Source organism: Porcipelethomonas sp. (assembly GCF_051893655.1).
Lineage (GTDB): Bacteria > Bacillota > Clostridia > Oscillospirales > Ruminococcaceae > Porcipelethomonas.
Genome location: NZ_JBJFHN010000048.1, coordinates 1 through 15,708, shown reverse-complemented (window position 1 = coordinate 15,708; position 15,708 = coordinate 1). Strand labels below are relative to the sequence as shown.

The 15,708-nt window shown below is 35.2% G+C and carries 14 protein-coding genes; 9 read left to right on the top strand and 5 right to left on the bottom strand.

The window, feature by feature from the left end; all coding sequences use genetic code 11:
- Positions 1-366: 366 nt before the first annotated feature.
- A complete protein-coding gene (locus ACI4WO_RS02690) occupies positions 367-669 on the top strand; it encodes an MGMT family protein (protein WP_439806016.1) in 303 nt (100 codons plus the stop codon).
- Positions 670-892: 223 nt separating this feature from the next.
- Here ACI4WO_RS02690 and ACI4WO_RS02685 read toward each other — a convergent pair whose 3' ends face one another.
- The 3 genes from ACI4WO_RS02685 to ACI4WO_RS02675 all read right to left on the bottom strand — a co-directional run bounded on the left by ACI4WO_RS02685 (position 893) and on the right by ACI4WO_RS02675 (position 4,269).
- Complete coding sequence (locus ACI4WO_RS02685; RefSeq protein WP_439806015.1) at positions 893-1,039, bottom strand: hypothetical protein; 147 nt, start codon at positions 1,037-1,039, stop codon at positions 893-895.
- 108 nt (positions 1,040-1,147) lie between these two features.
- On the bottom strand, positions 1,148-3,496 hold the full coding sequence (locus ACI4WO_RS02680; RefSeq protein ID WP_439806014.1) for an ATP-dependent helicase: 2,349 nt from the start codon (positions 3,494-3,496) through the stop codon (positions 1,148-1,150).
- Positions 3,497-3,591: 95 nt separating this feature from the next.
- Complete coding sequence (locus tag ACI4WO_RS02675) at positions 3,592-4,269, bottom strand: metallophosphoesterase family protein (RefSeq protein WP_439806013.1); 678 nt, start codon at positions 4,267-4,269, stop codon at positions 3,592-3,594.
- A gap of 183 nt (positions 4,270-4,452) precedes the next feature.
- Between ACI4WO_RS02675 and ACI4WO_RS02670 the strand changes: the two genes are divergently transcribed.
- From ACI4WO_RS02670 to ACI4WO_RS02660, 3 genes are read left to right on the top strand one after another with little or no spacing between them, the layout of a single operon-like run.
- Complete coding sequence (locus tag ACI4WO_RS02670) at positions 4,453-5,838, top strand: D-alanyl-D-alanine carboxypeptidase family protein (RefSeq protein ID WP_439806012.1); 1,386 nt, start codon at positions 4,453-4,455, stop codon at positions 5,836-5,838.
- A 3-nt stretch (positions 5,839-5,841) separates the two neighbouring features.
- The gene (locus ACI4WO_RS02665; RefSeq protein WP_439806011.1) at positions 5,842-6,156 is read left to right on the top strand and encodes a TIGR04076 family protein; all 315 of its coding nucleotides are present in this window, start codon (positions 5,842-5,844) and stop codon (positions 6,154-6,156) included.
- Between the two features lie 21 nt (positions 6,157-6,177).
- Entirely contained in the window at positions 6,178-6,480 is a 303-nt protein-coding gene (locus ACI4WO_RS02660) for a Dabb family protein (RefSeq protein ID WP_439806010.1), read from the top strand.
- A 57-nt stretch (positions 6,481-6,537) separates the two neighbouring features.
- Here the strand turns inward: ACI4WO_RS02660 and ACI4WO_RS02655 are convergent, their stop codons facing one another.
- Positions 6,538-7,008 (bottom strand): peptidylprolyl isomerase, encoded by a 471-nt coding sequence (locus ACI4WO_RS02655; RefSeq protein WP_439806009.1) that lies wholly within the window; start codon positions 7,006-7,008, stop codon positions 6,538-6,540.
- A gap of 272 nt (positions 7,009-7,280) precedes the next feature.
- Here ACI4WO_RS02655 and ACI4WO_RS02650 point away from each other — a divergent pair, with 272 nt between their 5' ends.
- The 4 genes from ACI4WO_RS02650 to ACI4WO_RS02635 all read left to right on the top strand — a co-directional run bounded on the left by ACI4WO_RS02650 (position 7,281) and on the right by ACI4WO_RS02635 (position 13,697).
- The gene (locus tag ACI4WO_RS02650; RefSeq protein WP_439806008.1) at positions 7,281-8,360 is read left to right on the top strand and encodes a glycoside hydrolase family 25 protein; all 1,080 of its coding nucleotides are present in this window, start codon (positions 7,281-7,283) and stop codon (positions 8,358-8,360) included.
- Positions 8,361-8,450: 90 nt separating this feature from the next.
- Positions 8,451-11,777: a PD-(D/E)XK nuclease family protein gene (locus tag ACI4WO_RS02645; RefSeq protein ID WP_439806007.1), complete on the top strand. Its 3,327-nt coding sequence runs from the start codon at positions 8,451-8,453 to the stop codon at positions 11,775-11,777.
- Positions 11,778-13,364 (top strand): NAD(P)/FAD-dependent oxidoreductase, encoded by a 1,587-nt coding sequence (locus ACI4WO_RS02640; protein WP_439806006.1) that lies wholly within the window; start codon positions 11,778-11,780, stop codon positions 13,362-13,364.
- 90 nt (positions 13,365-13,454) lie between these two features.
- Entirely contained in the window at positions 13,455-13,697 is a 243-nt protein-coding gene (locus tag ACI4WO_RS02635) for an AbrB/MazE/SpoVT family DNA-binding domain-containing protein (protein ID WP_439806005.1), read from the top strand.
- Positions 13,698-13,736: 39 nt separating this feature from the next.
- Here ACI4WO_RS02635 and ACI4WO_RS02630 read toward each other — a convergent pair whose 3' ends face one another.
- Entirely contained in the window at positions 13,737-14,255 is a 519-nt protein-coding gene (locus tag ACI4WO_RS02630) for a CarD family transcriptional regulator (protein WP_439806004.1), read from the bottom strand.
- Between the two features lie 310 nt (positions 14,256-14,565).
- On the opposite strand from ACI4WO_RS02630, the gene ACI4WO_RS02625 reads away from it, so the two are divergent.
- Positions 14,566-15,708, top strand: a 1,143-nt coding sequence (locus ACI4WO_RS02625; RefSeq protein ID WP_439806003.1) for an SGNH/GDSL hydrolase family protein, incomplete at its 3' end; no start/stop codon positions are given.

Here is a 15,708-nt window from a genome sequence, read left to right as displayed (position 1 = left end):
TCTGCCTAATTCAGATTTTGGGTATTTTCTGACTGCTCTTTTCTTGACAATTCCACCCGTAGTATAGAGCGATTGCCTCCTAAGCAATAGGTCGCTGATTTGATTTTAGTCAGGAACACCAAATATTTTCATGCAGGCCGGTTTGCTTTGAGCCTTTCAGTTTTGTATTTTCTCACGATCCGAGTGGAAAATCGGATCGTTGCAACTTGCTCTGTTGTAATTGTAGCACGGCAATGCAAAGTTGCTGCAATAAAAGTGCGACAGTTTTGTGAAAACGCTTTGCTTAGGTGGTTGACATTTGCAGAACATAAGAGTATAATTATTTCAAAAGATGTTTATTATGACACGAAAAATATAGGAGAAGCAATGAAGAAAACAGTATATGATTATTTAATAACCATTCCAAAAGGGAAAGTAGTAACATATGGTCAAATAGCAGAATATTTAGGCGATAAAAAATTATCCAGAGTTGTTGGTAATATACTTCATAATAATCCTGATGAATACAAATATCCCTGTTATAAAGTGGTAGACAGAAATGGAAATTTATCAAAACATTTTGCCTTTGGCGGTATTGAAGGTCAAAAAAAGAAATTAGAGGAAGAAGGTATCATCGTTGAAAATTACAGAGTGGACTTAGATAAATATCAACATGATAATTCTGATTAGCATTATGCTGAAATCCAAAATCAGCATAATGCTTTTTCTATTCTTGGATTTTGAACCGTCGGCAAGACCGCGACATTATTTTTATGATATTCTGTCAAGGGTGACGAATTGCTATTAATAACTGAATTCAGAAGATTATTTTTTTATCGTTGAAAATTGCGATAAAAATATAACCCCGGAGATATTTCTCCGGGGCATAAGCAATAGTTTTAGATTTAATTGATCAGCATCCGCATCCGCAATTGTCATTACCGCATCCGCAGCCACAATTGTTATTGCCAAATCCATTATTACCGCAGCAGCAGAAAATAAGAATTAAAATGATGATCCACCAGCAACCATTACCTGAAAAACCGCATCCACAACCCATAATTAGCAACTCCTTTAAAAATAAAATGTATTGAAGCGGAAAACTTTTTGTTTGAATCCGTTTCATAGTACATAATATGTCAGAGTTCTAAATGTGTTACAGATTTCATTAAAGCTTTTGCATCTTAGCAAAGTTTGCCATTATTTTTTTAGTACCTACTTTTTCAAAAGCAATTTCAAGCAAAGCATCATTTGCCATATTTTTAACACTTAAAACAGTGCCTTCACCGAAAATATTATGCTTTACTCTGTCACCGGCAGAATAGGAAGCATCAATTTGAACTGGCTTAACCTTTGCTTTATTTTTGGCTATCTGTTGCTGAAGAGAAATTGACTGAACAGACTGCACAGGCGGTGTTGAAGATTTTCTGACTATTGTATTGTCTATCTTTTCAATAAGGTCCTTGTCAATTTCCTTAATAAACCTTGAAGTAGAATTACGCTGAGTTGAGCCGAAGAGCATTCTCTGCTGGGCAGAGCTTAAAAACAGCTTTTTCTTAGCTCTAGTAACAGCCACATACGCCAGACGTCTTTCTTCTTCAAGTTCTTCCTCACTATTAAAGCATCTTCCGCTTGGGAAAATTCCGTCTTCCATTCCGGCTGCGAAAACATTGTTAAATTCCAGTCCCTTTGCAGAATGAACAGTCATCATTACAACAGCATCAGTATTTGCGTCCATTTTATCAATATCTGTATACAGTGCTATTTCTTCAAGGAATCCGTTAAGAGATGGTTCATCGGCATCGTTCATATATGATATAACAGTAGATTTAAGCTCGTTTATATTTTCAAGTCTTGTAATGCCTTCATCTCCAAGACTTTTCATATATTCAAGATAGCCTGTTTTTTCAAGGAGTCTGTCAAAGAATTCATCAAGAGGATTTTCTTCAGCAAATTGTGAAAGGTCATCAAAAATTGAAGCTGTTTTTTTCAGTACAGCTGATTTTTTTGCAAGCATCGGATAATCATCAGCATTTCTCATAACCTCCAGAGGAGAAATACCCAGATCTCTTGTGATATCGTCAAGCAGTGAAAGAGTGCTGTCACCAATACCTCTTTTGGGTTCATTGATTATTCTCCTGAGTCTTAAGGAATCGTTATTATTATTTATAACAGCCATATAGGATGTAATATCCTTTATTTCCTTGCGGTCATAGAATCTCATGCCGCCGAACACACGGTAGGGGATACCGCTTTTTACAAGAGCCTGTTCAACCAGATTTGACTGTGCATTCATACGATACAAAACAGCATTGTCGCTGAATTTTCCGCCGTCCCTGACACTGTCCATTATTCTGGATGATATGAATGATGCTTCATCACGTTCATCCTGAGCTCTGTACCATATAATTTTTTCGCCCTTTCCGGCATCAGTCCATAGTTCTTTTGGTTTTCTTGAAGTATTGTTTTTAATGATTGAATTTGCGGCATCAAGGATAGTCTGAGTTGAACGATAATTCTGCTCCAGACGAATAACACGGCTTCCTTCAAACTGTTTTTCAAAGCTTAAAATGTTTTCAATTGTAGCACCTCTGAATTTGTAGATACTTTGGTCGTCATCTCCTACAACACACAGATTGTGATGTTTTGCAGATAGCAGACTTACAAGTCTGAACTGTGCCTGATTTGTGTCCTGATATTCGTCAACCATGATATATCTGTAGCGATTCTGATAATATTCAAGTGTTTCCGGGAAATCAGTCAGTATTTTTACAGTCAGCTTTATAATATCGTCAAAGTCCACAGCATTTGAATCAATAAGACGTCTCTGGTATTCCTTGTAAATTTTAGCAATAACCATTTTCCGGTAATCTCCGGAAGCATCATCAGCCATATCGTCAGGATCCATAAGCCTGTCCTTTGCAAATCCTATTTCTGAAAGGACTGATTTTGGCGGAAATTGTTTTTCAGATATTCCTAAGTCATTCATACAGCTTTTTAAAACTCTCTGACTGTCATCAGAATCATAAATAGTAAAACTGCTGTGATAGCCGAGCCTGTCTATTTCACGTCTTAAGATCCTGACGCATGCGGAATGGAAAGTAGCAGCCTGTATATTATCTCCGTCTTCACCCAGCATGGCAGATAATCTTTCCTTTAATTCTCCGGCAGCTTTATTGGTAAAAGTTATCGCAAGAATATTCCATGGCTTTACCGGACTTACAGCAATAATTTCTTTCAGCTGTTCAATAGTCGCCTCAGCACCGTTTATATAGTTTTCCAGAAAAGCACAGTCCTCATCTGAACCGTTATAAGCATCGTCATAATATGCATTTCCGAAATTTATCATATTTGCGATTCTGTTAACTATAACAGTCGTTTTACCGCTTCCGGCTCCGGCAAGTACCAGAACAGGACCGTTTACAGCGAATACTGCTTCTCTTTGTCTTTCATTCATTTTTCCGAAATATTTGTTTAAAGCTTGTTTTTTTAATTCACAAAATGTTAATGATGACATTTCTTTTTCTCCCGTTAAAATATGTTTAAAATCAAAGCGTTATATATTATATCACATTTTTTCTGTAAAGAAAAGGGGGTAAAATAAATTTAAATTTACGGTTCATCAATTTCATACATCTGAAGTACATCCTCAAATACAGCATAAAATTTCATAGGTATGTATTTATCAACGTGGCATTTTCCGAAAAACCACTTTTCAAAATGGCAGGCTCTTATTATATCCTCAAAAAAAGCATGTATTTCAAGACGCTGAAGAACATCTACTCCCAGACAGTCTTTCAGCGATGCAGGCGGTTCATGAGTTACGATATAATCAATATCATTATCATAAATACTCAGATTATTTATAGATTCAATTATTTCCTCGTGGGTAGGATGTTCTTCTATCCACCAGTCCTGATTTTTGCGGTAATCATAATCCTGACTGTGTCCGCCGCCGAAAGCAAGAATTTTTTTTCCTTCAATCGTATAAATCTGACCTCTCATAAGATGAACGAGATTTCCGGTTATGTGCTGAGCCTTTCCACCGTTCCAGTCAATAACTTCATAGTTATTTAACAATTCAAAATTTTCATGGCATCCGTCAATAAATGCAACATTGAATTTCATTCTTCCGATCTTATCAAGCACAGACTGCTCATGACGGGATCCGTCCCATATAAACCCGAAATCGCCGCAGATTATCAAAGTATCATTTTCCCTGATTTTTTTTATGTCTTTGGTTTTGAATCGTGAAAATTCACCGTGCATGTCTCCGGTTACATAAATCAAATAAATTCCTCCTTCGCAATATTACAATCTATATTTTATCACAAAAAAAAGAATCCGTAAATAACTTTTTATTTTTTTCATAAAAATGTTTGATTTTTATTATAAATTTGGTATAATAGAAGGTAAAGAAAATACAGTCATATATTGTGCTGTCTTTTAGAAATTTCAAGGAGTTGTTTTAATTTGAAAAAATTCATTTCCGTTTTGTCGGCAATGTTAATTGGTATATATATATCTGCATCAAATATTTGTGATGCTATTTCATTTACTCCGCCCTTTGACGTAAACAGTCAGTCGGCATATATAATAAATCTTGATACCAAATCTGTGGTATATGAAAAGAATGCAGACGCTGAGCAGATGCCGGCTTCTCTTGTGGATATAATGACCGCTGTGGTAGTACTGGAAAACTGTGAAGATCCCGACAGTGTAACCATTACGGCGGACAAGTCGCTTTATGCTGAATTTGAGGAATATGAATATCCGGATGATTTAAGATATGCAGAAATATGGGACGGAGATACATTTACTGTCACCGACTATCTTTATGCATTAATGCTTACTTCCTCATGTGAGGCAGCAAATATCCTGGCAAACTATTTCGGCAATCAGAATATTTCAGCTTTTGTGGATAAAATGAATCAGAAAGCAAAGGAGATCGGTGCTGAAAATACGGTGTTTACCAATCCCCATGGACTATATGACCCAAAGCAGGTTTCAACAGCAAAGGATATGGCACTTATTACAGAATATGCACTGACTGTTCCGGGTTTTGAAGATATTGCAACAACAGAAGAATATGAGGTCAAGCCCTTAAGCTATACCACGGCTCATGAGGAGGAATGGACATGGAGTCATTCCAATATAATGATGAGTGCTGCCAGTGATTATTATGTATATGGTGTAAAGGGTATCAAAACAGGAAATCTTCAGCTTGGCGGACGAAATTTAATTACTATGGCAAGTTCAGACGGTATAAAGTATCTGCTTGTACTTATGAATGCTCCGTTTTATGATGAGAACGGAGATTCAAAATATTATCATTTGATTGATGCATGCAATCTTATTGAATGGGTTTTTGATAATTTCAATTATCAGGTACTACTTTCCAAAGATGAAGAAATTGCAGAAATAAAGGTTGAGGATTCCGATGGCAGCGGTTATGTACTTGTAAAACCAAAAGAGGAACTTTCAACACTCTGGTATAATGATATTGATACGACCTCTATCCAGAAAAATATTAAGCTTGCAGACAGTGTTACAGCACCGGTAAAAAAAGGGGAGAAGCTTGGTGAAATTGAACTTAAGCTTTCAGATGAAGTTATTGCCAAAGTGGATCTGGTAGCAGCGGATAATGTTGATCGCTCATTTATAAAATTCAATTTATCTATGGCAAAAAGCTTTTTTAGTAACAAATGGTTTAAGAGAGCTATGATTATATCATCAATTATTTCTTTACTTTATCTGTGTATTTGTATATGGGCTTATACTGATGCTAAAAATCGTGCAAATGGAAGTTTTTCCAACAAAAAAATAGTAAAAAAGCTCTATGGAGGAAAAAGAAAATAATCAATGAAAAAATGCAGAATAACTGTCATGAAAAAGGCTTGTTATAAAGATCTTATGGAAAAATATGAAAATCCGATTCAGCATGCCTGTGATATGAAAGAAGGTCAGGTGTTTATCGCCAACGGATGGCAGAAACCTGAGGGAATGTGCGACAGTGCATGGGAAAGCATATCAGCATTTGTGATGACTTTATCACATGGCGGAGAAAATCTTTATGACGGCTGGATGAAAAATAAAAAATCTGCAATGATATCCTGCAATGACGGCTTCAGACCTGTAAGCTTTCTGATTGAAGCAATGGAACAGGATGCAGATTAAAATATTATGGAGGAAAAGATAATGGTAAAACATATTATTTTGTGGACACTAAAAGATGAATTTTCAAATGAAGAAAAGGAAAATATCAAGGCAGGTATCAAGGAAGGACTTGAGGGACTTCAGGGAAAAATTCCCGGACTGTTGGAAATAAAAGTAAATACAGGACGTCTTGAAAGTTCAAACGCTGATCTTATGCTGGATTCGACCTTTGAAAGTGAGGAGGCCCTGAAAGGATACGCTGTTCATCCTGAACATGTAAATATTGCTGACAGCAAAGTAAGACCGTATACAAAGCTCAGAAGCTGTCTTGATTTTGAAATATAAGTTTAATATTTATAAAATAAAGTCACCTGATTAAAGGTGACTTTTTAGTATGCAATATTACTTTATGTACATTCTTTTTATGATCTGTGGAGTAACAGGTCTGTCAGACATATCTGTCTGAACATTTGCAATTTCATCAACAACGTCCATACCGTCAATTACTTTGCCGAATGCCGCATAATCACCGTCAAGGTGAGGAGCATCATCATGCATTATGAAAAACTGTGAACCGGCAGAATCCGGCATCATGGAGCGAGCCATGGAAATCACGCCTCTTGTATGCTTTAAATCATTTTTTACTCCATTTGAAGCAAATTCGCCTTTTATTGTCCATCCTGGACCGCCCATACCTGTACCGTCAGGACATCCGCCCTGAATCATAAATCCCGGAATTACCCTGTGAAAGCAAAGACCGTCATAAAATCCCTGCATTACAAGCTTTTCAAAATTTTCACAGGAAATAGGTGCAGTTTCCGGATATAATTCTACTGTTATTTCCTTACCATTTTCCATTTCAATAACAACCATATTAAGCCTCCGTTTTTGTATTGATTTTCTGCCGTTTTTATGCGGCGATAACTTCAATATTATACCATAAACTTATTTAAATTTCAATTAGAAAGTAAAATTTTTATATATTTTATAGATTTATAAAAATTTTTGTGCATTTTATATAAATTACATGTAAGAATTTTTTGTAATTCATAGAAAAAATAATGAAATTATTAATAAACAGTTACAAAATACGCACAGTTGTGTTATAATGTTATTGAATTGATTTTATTAATAGGAGAAGAATTATGCACTTGAAATCCAAAAAAATTATTTTTATCATTCTGACGGTATTTATTATGACATCAATGAATATAAATATAAATGCTCAAACTCTTCTTGATGAAACCCTTACATACGACAGTGAAAGTGCCGCTTACATAAATTATGATCCTGAATCCAATACTTATGAACTAATTGATGAAAACGGCTTTGAAGTAGATTCTGATATGTTCTATACAACAGAAGAAACTGCGCCGGCGGTAACGACTGATGTTTCTGAAAAATCTACTGTCACATCACTTTCTCCGGCAGTAACGGCGGTAACTGTAACAAAATATAAGGGAAGACTTCGTGCAGAAGCCACAACGACAACAACTACCACAACAACTACTACAACAACGACAACTACAACCACCACAACAACTACTACAACTACCAAAGCTACTACTACAACTAAAAAAACAACAGTAACTACTACAAAAAAAGTATATGATGGCATAGATGTTTCAAGATATCAAGGGAATATTGACTGGAAAAAGGTGAAAGCAGCTGGTATTGATTTTGTAATGATACGTGCAGGATATGGAATGGAATATAATCAGGTCGATGCTAATTTTCACAAGAATATAAAGGGTGCTCAGGCTGCCGGACTTGATTGCGGAGTTTACTGGTACAGTTATGCCGTCAGTACATCTGAAGCTTTAAAAGAAGCTAAAGTGTGCTATGATACTATAAAAGGTTATAAGCTCAGCTATCCGGTATCCTTTGACTTTGAAGATCCTAGTCAGAACTATTTAAGTACTACAGCAGTTTCAAATATTACAAAAGTATTCTGTGAACACCTGGAAAGCAATAAATATTATGTTTCTGTTTACAGCTATGCAAGTCTTTTAAAAGATAAGATGAACAGCAGTGTACTGTCGAGCTATGATATATGGGTAGCTCATACAGGAGTTTCAAAACCTTCATTTTCGGGTAATTACGGTATGTGGCAGTACAGCCATACCGGAAGAGTAAATGGAATTTCCGGTGATGTTGATCTTGACTACGGATATAAGTATTATCCTGCTATAATGAAAAATAACAAGCTTAACGGATATAGTTAAAAAAACAGATCGGACGCTGATTTTCGGCGTCCGATTTTGGACATAATGACATAAAATTTATAAGTGCGGTTTGATTTGGAGGAATTATATTTGCTTAATTTTATTCTGGGCGGTGCCGGAACTGGAAAATCTTATTTTCTTATGCAGAAGATTCGTGAATACCATAATGAACAGAAAATATTTTTTATCGTTCCGGAGCAATTTTCATTTGAAAATGATAAAAAGCTTTATGAATTTCTTGGTGCGGAAAAATTCAATGAAATATTGTCACTGAGCTTTACATCTCTGTCAAAAGAGATTTTTGAAAAATTCGGAGGAAAATCCGGTGAATATGCAGATGATGTTCAAAAATTTATTCTTATGTATAAAACAATCAGGGAGTTATCTGAAAAAAAATCATTTAAATATTTTGACCGACAGTCTTCCAAAGCAGATTTTACAGGTGAAGCTCTTAAAATCATTACAGAATTCAGACAGTGTGGAATTATGTCTGATAAGCTTATCAATATGATAAGTGCTGAAAATAGTGACTATAACGAAAAAATAACAGATCTTGCTATGATTTACAGTGTATATAATAATTCACTTGAAGTCTGCGGTCTCAAGGACAGTCTTACAGATATTTCTGAATCAGCCGCTATTGCAGATATTAATGATTACTTCTCCGGAAGTATTGTTTTTTTTGATGAATTTGAAAGCTTTACCGGGGACGAATATGAAATGATCGATACGATTATTTCCCAGGCAAAAGAGGTTTATATTGCCCTCAGACTTGAAAATATCGGACAGAATGAATATAGCATTTTTGATTCTGTAGAAAAAACATGGAAGAGTTTTTACCAGACAGCTAAGAAATATAATATCAAAATCAATACTGTAAATCTGGAAAATTTAAAGCGTTATCAGCACCATGACCTTGCTTTTCTCAATAAGAATATTATGAGAAATAACAGCAGTAAATTTGAACATTCAGAAAATATCAATATAACAGAATGCAGAGATCTTTATGAAGAGGCTGATCATATCTGCTCACATATAAATAACCTGGTAAGAAATAATGGGTATAAATACAGCGATATAGCTGTGATTTCCCGTCAGCTGGAGGAATATACCTATATTTTTGAAGCAGCATTTAAAAAGTATAATATTCCTTATTTTTCAGATATAAAAAAAAGTGCATTTCACACCTCACTTATGCAGCTTGTGACATCGGTTGTGGATATAATAAGTGAATCAAAACCTGATACAGAAATGATTTTAAAATACATTAAAACAAGACTTAATAATATGTCCATAGATGAAATCTCGGCAATTGAAAATTACTGCTTTGAATGGGATATAACAGGGGAGCAGTGGTTTAAGCCTTTTACCGCTGATATTGAAAAAAATCCCGGAATTGAAGAAACAAGAAAAAAAATAACAGAACCTCTTGTTAACCTGCGCCGTAAATGTCAGGGAGAAAACTGCCGTGAAATATGCAGAAATCTTTATAAATTTCTTGAGGAAACTCATGTTCCGGAACAGGTGTCCAGACTTATAAACCATCTTAATGAAACCGGACTGGAATATCAGGCAAAAGAACAGAAAAGAATCTGGGATATGATGATTAAATTTTTAGATTCCATTTCCGACATCGGTGGAGAGGTTTCTCTTAAAGAATTCCGTGAACTGTTTACCGCTGTTTTAAAGCAGATAACCTATTCAACTCCGCCGCAGACTCTTGACGGAGTCCGCATCGCACATACTGAAACTGCTCGTCTGGAATCTCCGAAAGCAGTGTTTATTGCTGGCGTAAACGAAGGCTTTTTTCCGGCAGCCGGAAAGCCCGGAGGATTGCTGAATGAAAAAGACAGGATAAAATTTGAAAATGCAGGTTTTCATCTTTCAAGGAGTGCTGATGAAATTATTTCTGATGAAAAGCTTGCTGTATATAAAGCGTTGACTTATGCGTCTGATAAACTATATATATCTTATCCGCTGAATGACAATATGGGTGGAACACGATATCCTGCATCTGTCATAAAACAGATAATTAATATGTTTGGTAATGATATTTTTCATCTGGCTTGTGAGGAAAATATTCTGTTTTATTCGTCCACTCCACAGGCTGCATATTTTAACTATGTTCAGAATTTTGGAAATAAAAATCAGGATACAGCAAGTCTCAGAACAGTATTGAAACAGAATCCTTATTATTCCTCTCGAATTGATTATCTTGAAGAAGCAGCCGCCGGCAGAGATTTTAAGATTGAAAATAAAGAACTTGTTAAGCAGATGTATTCTCAAAGGCTTAATATTTCTGCAACTGGATTTGAGGAATTTAATTTATGCCGGTTTAAATTTTTCTGCAATACTGGTCTTAAGCTCAGAGCAAAAAGAAAGCGTGAAATCGGAAGTCTTGAACAGGGAAATCTTGTTCATCAGTGTATGGAAGCAGTTGTTGGTTCATGCAGCAGCAAGGCTGAATTTGACAGCCTTACTGAAGACAAAATCAGTAAAATCATCAATGAATGTACTGAAAGCTATCTGAATGATAATATGGGAGGAAATGCAGTAAAAACTCCACGCCTTGAAAGCAATATTATTAATATCAGGGAAAATATTCTTCAGATAATTCTTCATCTTCAGAATGAACTCAGACAATCACAGTTTCGTCCGGTAGCATTTGAATTCAATATAAATGAAAATAATCTTCCTGTTCTTAAAGCAGATAACGGTATTGAAATATTTTTAAGAGGAGTTATTGACAGAGTAGATATTTACGAGGAAAACGGTGAAAAATATATCAGAGTAATTGATTATAAAACCGGAAAGCTCGGAAAAAAAACCTTTTCCGTTTCATCTCTCCTTTATGGAATAAATATGCAGATGCTGATTTATCTTTTTGCAGTTACCGGAATAAACGGAAAGTATAAGGATTATATTCCGGCAGGGGTATTATATATGCCTTCCGGGGAAATTGCCTGTGGCAGAGACCGTGACGATTCAGGCAGCATAGAGGACTATCTTAACAGTCATTGCAAAATGAACGGCGTGGTACTTAAAGAGCGTACTGTTTTAAAGGCTATGGAAGAGGACATTCAGGGAATATATATCCCTGCTAAATTACTCAAAGATGATGGTGGAACCGGGGAAGTACTTTTGAATAAACGTTCATCTTCCTGCCTTACTTCTGCACAGTTTAAAAATTTAAGGGAGTATACAAAAAAGCTTATGCTTAATATCTGTGAAGAGCTATACAGCGGAAATATCAGTGCAGATCCTCTTATAATGCAGGATTCTGCCCCTTGTGACTATTGTGATTACTGGTCAGTATGCGGAAATGTTCCGTGTGAAAAATTTCATAATGCAGATAAAAATGCAGAAGAAGAAATGATGAAAATTTTATCAGAACAAAAAAATGAAAGGGAAGAATAAATGCCGGTTATAGTAAATCAGATAAAAGGTAAGTTAGATGAAAATCAGGAATCAATTATAAAAAAGGCTCTTAAATATGCCGGAATTACCAGAAAAGATGTAATAAACTGCGGCATCAACAAGGTATCACTGGATGCCAGGCATAATGATAATATACATTTTGTTTATTCGGTTTTTATAAAAGCTGAAAGCGATGAGCTGGAGAAGAAAATATGCCGCAAATCAGGATGCCGTTATGTAGCAGGAAGCAGCTTTAATCCAGAAATATCAGGGAAAAAAAAGAACGGGGATATCGTCATTGCAGGATTTGGTCCTGCGGGAATGTTCTGTGGTCTGGTTCTTGCAGAATACGGCTACAGACCTGTTATTATTGAAAGGGGACAGTCTGTTGACAGGCGTATAAAGGACGTTGCGGATTACTGGTCAGGAGGCAGGCTTAATACTCAGTCTAATGTGCAGTTCGGAGAAGGGGGAGCCGGAACATTTTCAGACGGCAAACTTACTACAAGAATAAATGATCCTCTTTGCAGATATGTTCTGGAAAAGTTTGTCGAGTTTGGTGCACCGGATGAAATTTTAATAAAGGCAAAACCTCATATTGGTACGGACAATCTTCGCAGCATAGTAAAATCTATCAGAGAGCGTATAATATCTCTGGGAGGAAAAATTTTATTTGATTCCAGACTTGATGATATAAATTTAAAAAACGGAAAGATAGAAAGTGTGACATACAATGAAAATGAAACAAAAGTTTCGGCTCTTGTACTGGCTATAGGGCATTCTGCAAGAGACACGTTTTCATTGCTTTTAAACAAGGGAATTTTTATGGAATCCAAGCCTTTTTCAATTGGTGTGAGAATTGAGCATAAGCAGGAGGAAGTAAACCGCAGTCTTTACGGAAAATATGCAGGAAATCCTAATCTGCCGGCAGGGGAATACCAGCTTTCATACAGACGTCCGGACGGAAGATGTGTATACACTTTTTGTATGTGTCCCGGAGGACATGTTGTTCCGGCAGCAAGTGAAGAAAATACTGTAGTAACTAATGGTATGAGTCTTTTTGCCCGGAACGGAGACAATGCAAATGCGGCGATGGTTGTATCAGTATCATCCTCTGATTTCGGAAATGGAGTCCTTGACGGAGTGGATTTTGCACGTTCTGTGGAAAGACGGGCATTTGAGTGTGCAGAGAGAAAAAACGATGCACCGGCAACTACAGTGAATGGTTTCATAAATGGCAGTCCGTCAGTAAAGTCAGATATTATTCCGACCTATGACAGGGGAGTATTTCCCTGCGATTTTAACAGGATTTTTCCGGAATTTGTAACGTCAATGCTTGCAGAAGGACTGGATAAATTTTCACACAAAATGAAATGCTTTGGCAATAAAAATGCATTAATGACCGCACCTGAAACCAGAACTTCCTCTCCGGTAAGAATTACAAGGACAGAAAATTTAAATTCCGTATCAGCTGAAAATCTTTTCCCGTGCGGAGAAGGAGCAGGGTATGCAGGGGGAATTATGTCTGCAGCAGTTGATGGAATAAAAACAGCTATGGCAATAATGAAAATATTTAGTCCGTATTAAATTTTATACAAAATTTATCAGGATATTCACTTGACAAAATTCGACAAAAATATTATAATATAATAAAAACTAGAAATATGGAGTGTTATCATGAAAGATACAGTAATAACAAAAACTATTGATGATCTTGGAAGAATCGTTCTGCCTAAAGACATCAGAAAAAAACTGGGTATGGAAATAAGATCCGCAGTAGATGTTCGTGTTGAAGATGATAAAATCATTATCAGTAAGTTTCATAATGAATGCATTTTTTGCGGTTCACAGGATGATTTAACTGAATTTAAAGACAAATATGTTTGTTCTGAATGTCTTAAACAGCTTGAAAATGAATAAATTATACGTATTTGTCTGAATATGCAAAAAGGTGCGGAATTAAACCGCACCTTTTTTTGTTGTTTTTATATTTTGTTTTATAAAATCTTCAACCTGATTCTCTTCAATTCCAAGTACAAATGCAAATTCCTGATGAATAAGATGCTCAGCATCATGCATGGCACGTTCATCCGCAGCCAGCAGTTTTTTGCCCTTTGAGCGCTGATTTTCCTGTTGAATATAAAGTGAATGCATCATTGAAATCAATCTGTGATAGTCATCACTTTTTAATACTGAGTTAAACAGATTTTTTCGCATATTTTTATCTTCACACCAGTCTGATTCTGCATAAGCCATTTCTTCAATCAAATGATATATTTCTTCTTTTGAAAGAAGTTTTCGGATTTTTGAATCACAATTGTTGCAGGGAATATAATATGATGAATTTTTTACTCCTATGGGAATCAGCTTGAAATATTCATTTTCATCAATTCCATTGAAACATTTTTTCACTATACTTTCTATTCTGCATATTTCCTTTGAACAATATACAATATATTCACCAATATTAAAATCCATTAATTGATACCTCACAAATTATATTTACAATGAATTGTAAAACTGCAAATTTTAAATATTCTTAAAAATTAATGCAACACTGTTTTAAATACAATAACCTGATATTATTATAACATATTTATGAATTATTTTCAAAGGAACTGTTGCATAATTTAATTGTTCTGACAAGATGATTTCATTGTCAAAATGCACAATGATTTATTGATTTTACTATGATGTGTTGATATTAATCTGACAAGATTGCTTGACATTTTTTAGATTTTATTATACAATAAAATTATACTATTTTAATTTCAGAATGGAGAAAAATATGAAAATTAAATTTAAATTTTTGGTTAGCATCATAACTTCATTTTCATTGATTATGTCATGCCTTTTGTTTTCATCAGCTGAGGAAAACGAAAGTAATAAGCAAATTTCAATTATGCCTTTAGGAGATTCCATTACGCATGGTTATTTCGGTACTGACGGCTATCGAAAATATCTGTATCATGAGCTTGACACAAATGGATATAATATTGATATGGTTGGTGCAAATAATTATGGAAGTTGGCGACCTTCTTATACTGACAGCAATGGTGTGACATTTGAATATGACGGTGACCATTCCGGTTACAGCGGATATGCAATTCAGCATATAACTGGTACGGAAACACGGGAGGGTATTCTGGAAAAAATTCAGGAAACTGATATGATTGCAACTTATAATCCTGATATTGTTCTGCTCCAGATTGGTACAAATGATATCTTAAGTGCGTATAATGATGGAATTACTGATCGACTTGAAAACCTGATAAATGTTATTTTAAGTGATATGACGGATCCTACAGATGTAGTTTTTGTTTCGACAATTCCGTATATGAACGTAGAAGAAGTATATGACTGGTTCTGGGCATATGGAGATGCTTATTATAACAGCGATCACGAAGATTTTATAAATATGATAAAAAATTATGTTGATGAGTTTAATGCATCAATCAAAACTTTGGTTGAAAAAATGCAGTCTGAGGGCAAATCTGTAAGATTTGCAGATATAAACAGTGTTATAAATCCGGAAACTGACTTGCAGGATGGTGTACATCCAAATGAAACAGGCTATGAAAAAATGGGTGATTACTGGTATGGAATGGTTACAAACTTTTTAAGTGATGAACCAGAAGAGACAACCGAAAGTAATACTCAACAGGAAACAACGGAAGAAACTACTGCTTCGCCAACTGATATAACTGACGTAACCGAGTCAGCAACAGAAACTACGTTAGTTGTTACTGATCCTTATGAAACTACAACATCAGTTACGGAAACAGATATAACTGAAAATTCAACTGAAAGTCCTGATACTGTTTTAGGAGATATAAATGGTGATAATTATGTAAATGTTGTAGATATGGTTAAAATCAATAAATTTTTAATTAGACAGGATGAATTGACCAACGAAGAAATTACAAGAGCT